The organism is Acinetobacter sp. EKM10A (assembly GCF_011075215.1).
In the GTDB taxonomy this organism is placed as follows: Bacteria; Pseudomonadota; Gammaproteobacteria; order Pseudomonadales; family Moraxellaceae; genus Acinetobacter; species Acinetobacter baumannii.
This window is the reverse complement of the sequence record NZ_JAALLK010000013.1, coordinates 1-12,544: the sequence shown is the minus strand read 5'-3', so window position 1 is coordinate 12,544 and position 12,544 is coordinate 1. Positions and strand designations below refer to the sequence as shown.

Below are 12,544 nucleotides of genomic sequence, written 5' to 3'. Positions count from 1 at the left end.
GACAAAGCTTCACTAAGCTTAGAATATCAAAACAAAAATAGCGACGTTTAAAATAAAATGATTGTTCGTGAACAGCCCAGTATTTTTAAAGTTTTATTCTCTTGGCGAGGGACGATATTACCTAAAATTTTGCCCTCTTTAGGGGTAGTAATGCTGATTTCGGCAATCATTGGTGGGGTTGAATATATTAACCTCTATCGTTTTCCAGAAATTCCTTTAGTTGGCTTTACTTTAATTGGTGTCGTACTTTCTATTTTTTTAGGTTTTAAGAATACTGCATGTTATGACCGCTGGTGGGAAGCCCGAAAATTATGGGGGGTCCTGATTGCGACTTCGCGACATTTCGACCGTGACTGCCGGATTTTAACTCAAGCCCGCCGTGAACGTGTCATTCAGCACGTTATTGTATTTGCCAATGTGTTACGTGACCGTTTACGCCGTCAAACAGCCAACCCCACCGAGCTAATACAAACCAGTGGCATGAGCCAACAGGCATTGACCCAACTTTACCAACAGAATAACGCACCGCAATATACGCTTAGCCTTATTCAATGGGAATTATTACAAGCGCTTAAAGAAGGGGAAATTTCAGATATTATTTATGCTCAAATGAATAAGAATGTTGCAGATCTAAGTGTCGTACAAACTGGCTGTGACCGTATTGCAAATACTCCTATTCCGTTTGCTTATTCAGTTTTGCTTAACCGTACTGTTTATTTTTTCTGTTTTATGTTGCCGTTTAGCTTAGGATCTTTGCTTGGTTTAGCAACGCCTTTACTGGTTGGAATTCTGGCTTATACATTTTTAGGACTTGATGCTTTAAGTACCGAAATTGAAGAACCATTTGGCACGCAAAGTAATGATTTACCTTTAGATGCTATGGTACGTAGTATCGAAATTGAGCTTTTGGGGACACTTGGTAAGCCCACACCTCCTCCAATTCAAGCTCAAGATAACAACTTGCTCTAAAATGCAATTAGATAAAACGCTCCCAAATGCCTTGCTGGTTACTCGCTGGTTTAGGGGTGTTTCCTAATTTAATCCACGGCATATTTTCACCATGAAAATCGCTACCAATTGAAATAGCCAAATGATGCTGGTCAATCATACGATCAATCATTTGGCGAGTAGATAAAGGATCTACTGGAGGCGGCAACTCCACCGCATCTCCACCACAACTTGCAAATAACTCAATCAAATACCGGGTATTTGTAGCCGATAAATCATAACGGGTTGGATGAGCTAAAACTGCAAATCCTTTACTGTTATGAATAACCTCAATGGTTTCTTTTAAACCCAATCCTTCAAACTTTACAAAAGCACGCTTCCCTTCTTTTAAAAAACGATCAAAAGCTTGTTGAGGACGACTTACTACATTCTTTTCAACTAAGGTTTTAGCAATATGGGTTCTGGTAATCCGGTCTGGTTGATTTTCAACTTTATCGAGCACATCTTGATAAATATCAAAGCCAATACACTTTTTTAATAGTTCACAAATAACTTCTGCTCTTTGTGCCCTAATTCTTTTTTGTTGTTCTAATGCTTCTAAAATTGGAGCTTCATCTTGCATATTTAAAGCCACAATATGTACGCCATAGCTTTTTTTCGTGCTTGGTCGTGACCACTGGCTTGAAATCTCCACGCCAGAAATAATTTGCAAATCATGGGGTTGTGCAGCATTTCTTGCACGCTGCAATCCATCCATTGTATCGTGATCGGTTAGCGCTAAAGTATGCAACTTCACATCGACAGCAGCTTGCACTAGCAATTCCGGAGACAAAGTTCCATCAGAAATATTGCTATGTGTATGTAAATCTATGCCTTGCATCTTTTATACTATGCCATTCACCAAACCTGATCAGATACTCTAACATGAAAGCACTACTGGACTTTGTTCCATTAATTATTTTCTTTTATTTATATAAGACAGTTGATCCAGCCGATACACAGCATCCTTTACTCAAACTGATCGGGTCTGCTGGCGGTGTTGATAATAATAATATTCTTGTTGCTACTACCGGTTTAATTATTTCAATGCTGGTAGTGTATGGTGCGTTGTTCATCATGCAAAAGTTCCGTCTAGATAAACAACAATGGATTGTGCTGTTCATGACAGTCATTTTTGGTGGTATTACCCTTATGTTGAGCGATGATTTTTACATCCGCTTAAAAGCCGCTATTTTGAATCTAGTTTTTGCAGGTGCTTTCTTAGTTTCACCTTGGTTTGGTAAAGACCGTAAGCCCCTTATTCAACGTTTATTTGATCCGATTTTAGCCTTAAGTGAAAAAGGTTGGAAAAATTTAAACTTTGCTTGGGCAGCTATGTTTGTCGTGATGTCTGGTTTACATGTTTTCTTTGCGTTTTTATTCCACGGCGGAAAATATTGGGGCGAATTTACTGCATTTGGTGACATGATTGTCATGTTTTCATTTATCATTATTCAGTTCATTATTTTACGTAAACATTTTAAGTCACCAGATGCTTAATGTGGTTTCGGATTGATTATAGAGATACGATGACATGCCTTTTTTTGTTCTAAGCTGTACCGATAACGAAGGAACTCTAGAGAAACGTTTAGCAGTACGTCCTCAACATATCGAACGTTTGCAAAAACTTGATGATGAAGGTCGTCTAGTTGCTGCTGGAGCGATGCCAAAAGACCCTAATGACCCGCAAGCTGGTTTTTATGGCAGCACCATGATTGTAGAGTTTGATACACGTGAAGCTTTAGATGAATGGTTAAAAGAAGAACCATTTTTGAAAGAAGGCATCTATAGTCATGTTGATGTCAAACCATTTAATAAAGCATTTCCAAAAGGGTAAACGCATGCAGCTTGCAACCAAAAGCTTTCTTGGCTTGTGTTTGATATGTTCAACTGCCGGAGCAGTTGAACCTGCTGCGACACCAGCAACGCTTCCAACTGCAGCGTCAACACAGAATGCTAAACCAGCACCTACTTCTGCAACTGTAGCTAAACCCGCGACTACAACAGTACCAACCTCAACACAACCGCTTACAGCAGAACAAATCGCAAAGAACAAGCAACAGCAAGATGCAAAAATTAAGGCTTTAGTTCAAGATCAAGCATCTCGTCTAAAACAGCTAGAACATGCAAATCTTGAAGCGCTAGCACAAAACCAAGAATTGCAGCTAAAGAACGATAACTTGTCTGTTCAGGTACAAGTTTTACAAAGTGAACGTAGTGCTCAAATGTTCTTATATGGCGCAGTAACTCTTGCAGGTGGCGTACTGCTTGGCTTCTTTATTGCGAGTTATGTTTACACCAAACGTCGACGTCAGTGGTAATCCTGAGCGACTTATTAAACCGAATGAACAAATCAAACCGTATACAAACTGCTGAGCTGGATTGGGAATCTATTGATAGTATTGAAGTTCCCATTTCCAAACAATTTGGTGATGTCTATTTTTCTAAAGATAATGGTCTGCTTGAAACACGGCATGTATTTTTAAATGGCAATGACCTATCAGAACGATTAGCCAATTTACAAGATTTTGAATATTTCAGTGTAGGAGAAACTGGGTTCGGCACTGGTTTAAATATTCTTGCACTCTGGCAACTATGGCAACAAGTACGTCCAAATAACCACAGTCATTTACATGCAATTAGCGTCGAAAAGTTTCCTTTAAGCAAAGCTGATCTCATTCGTGCTTTAAATGTATGGGATGAACTTAAACCGTTTTCCAAACAACTTATTGAGCAATATCCCTTACCTCTTGCAGGCTGCCATCGTTTAAGTTTTCCAGAAGAGCGCTTCAGCATCGACCTATGGTTAGGAGATGCACAAGATATTTTTCCAAGTATGGTAAAAACGAAGGCAGTGAATGCTTGGTTTCTGGATGGTTTTGCGCCTTCTTGTAATCCGGACATGTGGGAACAAAATGTTTTAAATAATATTGTTCGGCTTTCCAACTATGGCACTACCTTTGCCTCATTTAGTGTAGCTGGTGTCCTCAAACGTGGACTAAAGGCTCACGGAATCGATATTTCTCGTCCTCGCGGTTTTGGGCATAAACGGGAAATGCTTAAAGCCGTTTGGAAAGCACCTGTAAGTGAAGAAATTTTATTAGAACCAGTTAGCGATACTTTCCAATTTACTCAGCAGCGTATCGCCGTAATTGGCGCTGGGATTGCAGGTTTAAGCACAGCTTGGGCATTTGCTCAACGTGGGCATCAGGTCACTCTATTTGAGCGTACAGCGCCGTTATCAGGTGCTTCTGGCAATCCGTTGGCATTACTTAATCCGAAACTATGCCCAATTGAACAAAGCCATGAGCATCTCATGACTTTAAGCTGGCAACATGCGTTAAATTTCTATAAAAATTTTCAAGCCTTTCGTCCCATTCAAATACAGCAAATGGCTTTAAAAAATGCACAAGATCTTCTCGATCTTACTAATCAATATCCTGCTGATATTGTCACACAGCAAACAAGCTCACTTGAATCAGAATATCCACATATTTTGTTGACCGAAGCTGGAGCAGTTTCTCCGCACCAATTACGTGATGAAATTTTGCAACATCCAGGTATTGAACTGAAAATTGCCAATATTACGACATTTGTTTCTTTTGAAAATAAAGTTCAATTAAAAAGTGGTAATGAAACTACTTTAGAGGCTGATCATGTCGTGGTGTGCTGCGCCAGAGAAAGTGCTGCTTTATTTGAAAATTATCCGCTATTAAAACCTATACGTGGACAGGTGAGCTGGGTTGATAATTCTTTTGCAACCTTACCTTTAAACGAAGCCTATAGCTATGGCGGTTATTGTATGCAACTGAATATGTCTGAACTTATTCTAGGGGCTTCTTTCTACCCAAACCGAGACGATCAAGAAGTACTGCTTGATGACCATGTGCATAACTTTGAATTAATCCACAGCATTTTTCCTCATTATGCAAAACAATTACCGCCAGTCGAACAATGGCAAGGACGAGCATCAGTTCGCGCTCAAAGTCCAGATTATTTTCCACTTGTGGGAAAAATGCAGAAGGAAAGCCGTATTTCTACTTTTGCAGGTTTAGGCTCAAAGGGCTTTTTATTTGCACCGCTTTGTAGTGAAGTTTTAGTGGCCCAAATTTTAGGAGAAGCTTGTCCTGTTCCCAAAAGCCTATTACAGAAATTAGATGCCCAACGTTTTCAAAAGAAAGTTAAACCTAAGAAACCTTATTTTAAATCTCAATAGTGCACTTGAGAAAATTTGGTCCCAATAAAAAAGCACCCGAAGGTGCTTTTTTTATGCGCCCTGCTCTAGAGGTAAACCTGCGTCACGAGCTGCACGCGTCCCTCCCATCAGCACGACATATTCACGCGAGGCATCTAAGCCTTCTAGTTTCTCAGCTGCACGAGGAGCTTTGCTACCACCACCACATAAAATATAAATCGGCTGATCCGCAGCGACCTGGTTCAAAATATCAGCATTTAAATCATTAATTGGGCGGCTTACCGCACCTTTAACATGCCCTTCTGCATAAGCACTTGAATCACGGACATCCCAGATAACAGCATTTTCTGGGAACTCAAATGTTGTAATTTCTTGTTTACGGATCATTGTGCACTCCTTTGATGTAAACAACACTTGGCAAATGAAGAAAACCCTCTTAGCATCTCAAATATTCTTTCACTTTGTAAAGGTCTAAACTATGCCTTCTTTCGATATTGTTTCCGAATTAGAGTTATTTGAAGTTAATCACGCTGTACAAAACACCCAAAAAGAGATTGCAACACGTTTTGACTTCCGTGGTCATGATGTTTCTATCGAATTAAATGAAAAAAATAAAGAGATAAAAATCAGTACAGAAAGTGATTTCCAGTGTGAACAAGTTTATAACATGTTAGAAAATCACTTTTATAAACGTAAAATTGATGTGCAAGCGCTTGACCCTCAGAAAGCAACAGCATCAGGCAAAAATTTTGTACAAGTGATTAAACTAAAAGATGGCCTTGACTCTGATACAGCAAAAAAAATTAATAAAGCCATTAAAGAAAGTGGCATCAAAGTGCAATCATCTATTCAAGGCGACAAAATCCGTGTAACTGATAAAAAGCGTGACACTTTACAACAAGTGATGGCTTTTTTACGTGAACAACAATTTGGTCTGCCATTACAATTTAATAACTTTAAAGATTAATGTCTTAGCATGACATTCCCAATTAAGGTAATCCCATGTCTCAATCCAATCGTCTATTAAAACTGGTAAAAGCAACTTCAAAATTCCCTAAAGGTATTCGGAGTACGCTTTGGAGTAAGGCATTTGGCCGCATTGTGCCAATGGTGGGTACAGCAAATATTCGCTATCTGGAAGTAGATGTAAACCATGTGATGGTTCGCTTAGAGAATCAAAAAAATATGCAGAACCATATTAAAGGAGTCCATGCTGCGGCTATGGCACTTTTAGCAGAAACTGCAACAGGTTTTCTAACGGGTTTACATATTCCAGATAACCGTATTTTATTAATCAAATCATTACATGTTGATTATTTAAAAGTGGTTGAAGGTGGTTTAACAGCAACAGCGACTCTCTCTACCGAACAGCAAAAATATATTGCTGATCATGAGAAAGGTGAACTTGTTATTCCAGTTACGGTCATTGATGATGCAGGTAATGAACCGATTCAATGCCAAATGTTATGGGCATGGTTACCTAAACGTAAGAAATAAAGATATAAAAAAGCCCAAATTCAAATTTGGGCTTTTTTATTACGATTGTTGAGAGGCAAGAAATTTCTGTTTCGCTTCCTCAGGAATCTGACGTTTGTTGCCTTTTACATCTACTGCAACAAAGGTAAAGACCCCTTCGGTAATACGAATTGGTTCACGAGAGTCATCATGACTATCCCAAACTTCAATTTGCATTTGAATAGAGGTATTACCCACTTTTAGGATTTTGGTATAGCAGCTAATGACAAAGCCTACTTTTACCGGAACCAAAAAGGTCATCTGATTAATGGAAATCGTAGCACAGCGACCACGACTAAAACGCTCCGCGTGAATTGCTCCAGCCAAGTCCATTTGTGACACGATCCACCCACCAAACACATCACCACTCCAGTTTGTATCTGCTGGCATGGCAATCGTTTGTAAGGATAAAATTCCTTCTGGTTTGGTATAAGCTTCTGACACCTTAGCTCCCGAAATTCGTTTGAAGTTGTTGATCTAGCCACTGTTGCAATTCAGGCGCGCGTAATGCGCCGCTCATTCGAGCAACTTCTGTGGTTTTATTCATTAATACAAGGGTAGGAATACTTCTCACATTAAATGCTTGGCTTAAGCGAGGAGACTCTTCGGTATTAATCTTGGCAAAAATGACACGTGGATTTTGTTTTGCAACTTGTGCAAAATGTGGCGCCATCATTTTACAAGGTCCGCACCATTCTGCCCATAAATCTATCAAAATAGGCAGATCACTATTTGTGATGTAGTTGCTAAAGTTTTGTTCATTTAACTCAATTGGCGCAAGCGGGAGTAATGGCTGATGACATTGTCCACAACTCGGTTGAGCGGTAAGTTTTTCCTCTGGTACTCTATTTTTTGCACCGCACGATGCACATACAATAATCATTTACATCACTCCTATATGCTGATGTAAAAATTCTAATTGGGTCGTCACTGCTTTTTCAAACCATGAACCGTGATAGATATCAAAATGTTTCATATCCCATTCATGATAACTCACAAAAGGAGCAATATTAGTCGCAGCTTCACGACTAGACTCAATTGGAATCAAAGAATCATGCTGAGCCGCAATAAATAAAACTGGAATATTAATTTGACGTACAAGTTGAATTGGGCGATAACGCATCAAATTAAAAAACACGCGTGCCGGGACTTCTCCACTCCAGTAATAATCCGGATTCACAATCGATAAATAACCATAATAGCTATCTGCTGTTGGCATAAAGCACAATTTATATTGATCTACCACAGGCAACCTTTTAGGGTTAAGGCCCATTTTTGAACCCATATAATCTTGGCTCGACAACTTTAAAGCTTGGGGATAACGCTGTAGTGGATATAATTTTGCTGTTTCCGCGCCATCAACATATGGAATTTGTACCATAATGGCCTGAATATTCTTTAATTCTGAAGCTAGGCTTAAAGCATATCCCCCACTTAAGGATGTTCCCCACAATACAATTCTTCGGTTATCTATAAATTTACACGTAGAAGCATATTGGATCATGGTCTTCCAGTCTTCTAGTTGAGAGTTGATAGAAATCATCTCTCGGGGCTTACCTGTACTTCCACCCCAATATCGGTAATCAAATAAAATAACCGCATAGCCAGCTTGAGCAAAACGCTGGGCATATTGAATGAGTTTGAATTGACGCAATCCGGCAAAACCATGTGCCATGATAATTACCGCAGATTTATTATTTGTTTTTGGAATATAAAAGTCAGCTGCGATCATTTCCTGATCACATGGAACATATAAAGGCTCAACCGTATAAGCGTGCATATGTGCTCCGTGGCATTATGGTCGAAGTAATGAATTTACAAAAAACATCCTGATCGCCTTTTAAAAATCTAGAGCTGTTCTTTTACATAAATTTTGTCTATGTAGGAACAACGTTTTAGTGTCTTGTATCTCAGGTTAAGCTTAATGCTATGATACAGCATAAGAGGTTTTATTAAATTTTGGAGTGACGAAATGTCAGAGAATGTTGGTTTCGCAGGTCAAATTGGCCCAGAACATGTGGGTCAAGTTGTAGAAAAAGGCTTTAAATCTATTATTAATAACCGTCCTGACATGGAAGGTGGTCCGGAACAACCTACCAGTGCTCAAATTGAAGAAGCAGCACGCCAAGCTGGCCTAGATTATGTTTATCAGCCTGTTGTAGCTGGCCAAATTACTGAACTTGATGTTCGTACTTTTGCAAATCACTATAATGAACTTCCGAAACCGGTTCTCATGTTCTGCCGTACTGGAAACCGTTCAAACAATCTTTATCAATTAGCCAAACAAATGGATTTGTTAGATGATTAAATGAATAAATAAATTCATAAGCTCTATTTTTATTTAAAGATAGAGCTTTTTTTAATAAAAAATATATACAACTGCATCAATTCAACAGATATACAAACAGTCTTCAGCTAAAGTAGTTAAGTTACTTTTTATTTTCTTAGTTATTTTATGAATAAATTGATTTTGTTATTAGTAAGCTGCCTTATTCTCAGCGCGTGTTCATCTATGCAAGTACGCCCTACTGTCGGGGTAAGTATGGGAACACAACTCTAAAAAAGAAGCAGCTCAAAGGCTGCTTCTTTTTATATTAATTACCATTTGAACAGTCTGGATCTATTCCATATGGACTTTCCATATTTGGACCATTAAGATCCGTAAGGCTGACATCTTTAGTTAAATAACCTAAAGTTAAGGATGTAGAACCCTTAATTAAACTTCCCGAAACTGTAGATTTAGCCGTTAACTGAACAGTTAACCACGATGCATAAATTTTAGGATATTGAATTTTAAGATCAAAACGTCCATTTGCATCTGTCGTATATTTATTATTGGTTGCAGCGGTACCTGCACTGTTGATATACGATACAACTTGGACTGTAGAATTTTCTTTAAGCGGCTTTAATTGATTAATAACGTCCCCATTCACATTTACAGCTTGGACTGGTGATGTACAGGCTGCTCTAATAACAGGAAGATATTCATCTGGTTTACCATCAGTTGGATTAGAAGTATCAACAAACCCATATCGACCCTTATAATACGCAAGAGCATTAACGCCCATGACTACATCTTGATTGGGTATCGGTTTACCATCCACATCAGTCACTTGTACTGAAATATTTTTATAGTAGTAGACTCCATCACTTGAATCTTCCATTGTGGTCGGATTATATGCTACGGCAATAGCGCCTACTGCTACTGGTACATCAGAATTAACCACATCAAGTTTATAAGTATAAATTTTTGTAGATTGGCCAAAGTTTGCTTCTAAAACAAGATCATCTGTTACGAACTGACCAGCACTATATAATGAGGTTCTTTGATTTTCACTAAAAGATAAAGTATAGGTGATTTGACCATTTACATCAGTTTGTGTCGCATTAGGAGTAAATTTGACACCATTTAAAACTGAATTTCTAACTTTAAGTGTAATCGCTTGGTTTGCTAAAGTTGCACCATTTGCATCTACAGCTGTTAATGTGACGGTTGTTTGATCACCTCTAACATTTAGAGAGGTTTTTGTAGCATCAAACAATACAATACTCGTAGTATCAGCTTCGACAGTACTGTTGCTACCTGTTACTGTCACTGTCTGTTCTTGAGTAAGCGTACCATTATTCGTAGAGACTTTTAATTTAAAACCATTTTTCACCAACTCATTTATCGAACTCGATGTTTTTGGTGTTTTTATAATGTATATAGCATTACCTGCCGCATCAGTAGTTTGAGTAGATACGCCTTCTATAGATACGTTATTTGTTGGATCATCTAATTCCAAAGTGACATTAGCACCAGCAACACCGCCTTTATTCTTATCTAAAGCTCTAACAGTAACAGTTAAAGTATCATTCGTTGCGGCAACTGATAATTTATCTAGTTCTATCTTTAAAGCTGTAGCAGTCGCTTGCTGAGATCCGCTATTATTACTTCCAGATGATGAGTTATTTGATGAACCATTCTGGTAATAGCCATCACCGCCTCCCCCGCCACAACTTGCTAACATAATTGACACAGCAATAGCCGACAACTTTAAGGTAAGTTGTTTTTTATACATAATTTTCATTTCCCCAATCTTTCCTAAAGGTATAAGATTTTTTAATTATTTATATTATTAGTGTAATCATATTCACCATACTCTGTAAACATAAATTACATTGAGTTTTATTATGTAACTTATTAAGTGAAAAACTTATAGATATTGGAATTTATAATGTTCGATATTATCATCATTGGCGCAGGTACTGCTGGTATTAGCGCATACAAAGAAGCCGTTAAACATACCAACAATATTTTAATTATAAATGATGGACCATGGGATACCACTTGCGCACGTGTAGGGTGTATGCCAAGTAAAGTCTTAATCTCTACTGCAAACCGTATGCATGATATACAAAATGCTCAAGAGGTTGGGCTGAGTGCTTCAGCAGATATTAGTACTGATCAGGTTATGGAGCATGTGAGAACCTTACGTGATCGTTTTACTAAGGCCACAGTTAAAGATGTCGAACAATGGCCCACTGAACATAAAATTTCGGGTAAAGCTCATTTTATTGATGCAAAAACTATTGAAGTAAATGGTAAACGGTATCAGTCAAAAAGTTTTATTTTAGCAGTAGGCTCTACACCTAATTATGATCAAACTTGGAAACAAGAATTAGATGATCGTCTTATTACTACAGATCAAATATTTGAATTAAACACCCTACCCAAGTCTATCGCTATTATTGGAAGTGGAGTAATTGCCCTAGAAATTGCCCAAGCCATGCATCGTTTGGGTGTAGAAACCACTATATTTGCTCGTAGTAAAAGAATTGGGATATTTACTAGTCCTAAGCTACAACAACTCGCTCAAGAAGAACTGAGTAAAGAGTTAAATTTTTTATTTGAGACATTGCCTCATGAGGTTAAATCTACTTCTGATGGTGTTATATTGAATTATAAAATTAATGAAAAAGAGGAGTCTATCCAGACTGAGTACGTGTTATCTGCAACAGGTCGTTCGAGCTTACTTGACACGCTAAAGTTAGAAAATATTGATAAGTCTTTTAAAGATATTAAATTACTACCTGTAAATGCAAAAACTAAACAACTAGATAACTATCCAATTTTTATTGCTGGTGATGCATACACTTCTACCCCTTTACAACATGAAGCTGCCCATGAAGGTAAAAAAGTTGTTCATAACTGTTTGAATTATCCACAGCTTAATTCAGTTAAGACTCTCCCTCCCTTAGGAATTGTATTTAGCCATCCAGAAATGGCAATTGTGGGACAAAGTTATAAACAACTTAAAGATGATGGAGTTGATTTTGTCACAGGCGAAGCATCTTATGAAAGACAAGGTAGAGCTATCGTACTCGGGAAAAATAAGGGTGCTATTGAAGTTTATATAGAGCGAGAAAGTCAGAAATTGCTTGGTGCAGAGTTATTTACCGAAGCTACAGAACATATGGCTCATCTATTAAGCTGGATTATTGGAGAAGAACTAACTTTAAATGATATTTTAGAGAAACCTTTTTATCATCCAACACTAGAAGAAGGCCTGCGTACTGCTCTTAAACATGCTCGCAGGCAATTGAAATAATTATTATTAAAAGAGCTCTCTTGCAAAGTTAGCTCTTTATACTTCAAGAAGCCTTCTTATGTTGAGTGCTACATTTTTGCTTGATTGAGGCTAAATTTGTTCAGCTAGATAATACACAGTTTATTTTTATTCCCTAACCACTTTTTACCCCCAAAAAAACACCCCCAACCAATGGTTGAGGGTGTTTAGAATAATGAGCTGGCGATGACTTACTCTCACATGGGTAATCCCACACTACCATCAGCGCTAAGAGGTT

At 38.1% G+C, this 12,544-nt stretch carries 15 protein-coding genes; 9 read left to right on the top strand and 6 right to left on the bottom strand.

The genetic code is table 11. From position 1 onward, the window contains the following. The first annotated feature begins 57 nt into the window (after window positions 1-57). Window positions 58-969, top strand: coding sequence for a bestrophin family protein (locus G9371_RS14710; RefSeq protein WP_000637023.1), 912 nt, complete (start codon window positions 58-60; stop codon window positions 967-969). Between the two features lie 7 nt (window positions 970-976). Here the strand turns inward: G9371_RS14710 and G9371_RS14705 are convergent, their stop codons facing one another. Beyond that, complete coding sequence (locus G9371_RS14705; protein WP_002061436.1) at window positions 977-1,828, bottom strand: PHP domain-containing protein; 852 nt, start codon at window positions 1,826-1,828, stop codon at window positions 977-979. 44 nt (window positions 1,829-1,872) lie between these two features. Between G9371_RS14705 and G9371_RS14700 the strand changes: the two genes are divergently transcribed. The 4 genes from G9371_RS14700 to mnmC are packed head-to-tail and all read left to right on the top strand — an operon-like array spanning window position 1,873 to window position 5,203. Beyond that, entirely contained in the window at window positions 1,873-2,487 is a 615-nt protein-coding gene (locus G9371_RS14700) for a septation protein IspZ (protein WP_000645707.1), read from the top strand. Window positions 2,488-2,521: 34 nt separating this feature from the next. Beyond that, entirely contained in the window at window positions 2,522-2,824 is a 303-nt protein-coding gene (locus tag G9371_RS14695; RefSeq protein ID WP_001115787.1) for a YciI family protein, read from the top strand. 4 nt (window positions 2,825-2,828) lie between these two features. Next, window positions 2,829-3,308, top strand: a complete 480-nt coding sequence (locus G9371_RS14690) for a hypothetical protein (RefSeq protein WP_029424654.1) — start codon at window positions 2,829-2,831, stop codon at window positions 3,306-3,308. Between the two features lie 23 nt (window positions 3,309-3,331). Next, entirely contained in the window at window positions 3,332-5,203 is a 1,872-nt protein-coding gene (gene mnmC, locus G9371_RS14685; RefSeq protein WP_029424655.1) for an FAD-dependent 5-carboxymethylaminomethyl-2-thiouridine(34) oxidoreductase MnmC, read from the top strand. A 51-nt stretch (window positions 5,204-5,254) separates the two neighbouring features. Here mnmC and G9371_RS14680 read toward each other — a convergent pair whose 3' ends face one another. Beyond that, a complete protein-coding gene (locus G9371_RS14680) occupies window positions 5,255-5,569 on the bottom strand; it encodes a rhodanese-like domain-containing protein (RefSeq protein ID WP_000619820.1) in 315 nt (104 codons plus the stop codon). Between the two features lie 91 nt (window positions 5,570-5,660). On the opposite strand from G9371_RS14680, the gene G9371_RS14675 reads away from it, so the two are divergent. Both G9371_RS14675 and G9371_RS14670 read left to right on the top strand, forming a co-directional pair. Continuing rightward, on the top strand, window positions 5,661-6,149 hold the full coding sequence (locus G9371_RS14675) for a YajQ family cyclic di-GMP-binding protein (RefSeq protein WP_001138893.1): 489 nt from the start codon (window positions 5,661-5,663) through the stop codon (window positions 6,147-6,149). Window positions 6,150-6,184: 35 nt separating this feature from the next. After that, the gene (locus tag G9371_RS14670) at window positions 6,185-6,679 is read left to right on the top strand and encodes a DUF4442 domain-containing protein (protein WP_000083564.1); all 495 of its coding nucleotides are present in this window, start codon (window positions 6,185-6,187) and stop codon (window positions 6,677-6,679) included. A 39-nt stretch (window positions 6,680-6,718) separates the two neighbouring features. Here the strand turns inward: G9371_RS14670 and G9371_RS14665 are convergent, their stop codons facing one another. From G9371_RS14665 to G9371_RS14655, 3 genes are read right to left on the bottom strand one after another with little or no spacing between them, the layout of a single operon-like run. After that, window positions 6,719-7,141, bottom strand: coding sequence for an acyl-CoA thioesterase (locus G9371_RS14665; RefSeq protein ID WP_029424656.1), 423 nt, complete (start codon window positions 7,139-7,141; stop codon window positions 6,719-6,721). A gap of 1 nt (window position 7,142) precedes the next feature. Further along, window positions 7,143-7,580 (bottom strand): thioredoxin TrxC, encoded by a 438-nt coding sequence (trxC, locus tag G9371_RS14660; RefSeq protein WP_000587649.1) that lies wholly within the window; start codon window positions 7,578-7,580, stop codon window positions 7,143-7,145. After that, window positions 7,581-8,477 carry an alpha/beta hydrolase gene (locus G9371_RS14655; RefSeq protein WP_000543478.1) on the bottom strand — a complete coding sequence of 299 codons (897 nt, stop codon included), beginning with the start codon at window positions 8,475-8,477 and terminating at the stop codon, window positions 7,581-7,583. A 192-nt stretch (window positions 8,478-8,669) separates the two neighbouring features. Here G9371_RS14655 and G9371_RS14650 point away from each other — a divergent pair, with 192 nt between their 5' ends. Continuing rightward, entirely contained in the window at window positions 8,670-9,005 is a 336-nt protein-coding gene (locus tag G9371_RS14650) for a TIGR01244 family sulfur transferase (protein ID WP_001293924.1), read from the top strand. 286 nt (window positions 9,006-9,291) lie between these two features. Here the strand turns inward: G9371_RS14650 and G9371_RS14645 are convergent, their stop codons facing one another. Then, window positions 9,292-10,767 carry a hypothetical protein gene (locus G9371_RS14645; protein WP_029424657.1) on the bottom strand — a complete coding sequence of 492 codons (1,476 nt, stop codon included), beginning with the start codon at window positions 10,765-10,767 and terminating at the stop codon, window positions 9,292-9,294. A gap of 147 nt (window positions 10,768-10,914) precedes the next feature. Between G9371_RS14645 and G9371_RS14640 the strand changes: the two genes are divergently transcribed. Next, window positions 10,915-12,288 carry a dihydrolipoyl dehydrogenase gene (locus G9371_RS14640; RefSeq protein ID WP_029424658.1) on the top strand — a complete coding sequence of 458 codons (1,374 nt, stop codon included), beginning with the start codon at window positions 10,915-10,917 and terminating at the stop codon, window positions 12,286-12,288. The last annotated feature ends 256 nt before the right edge of the window (window positions 12,289-12,544 follow it).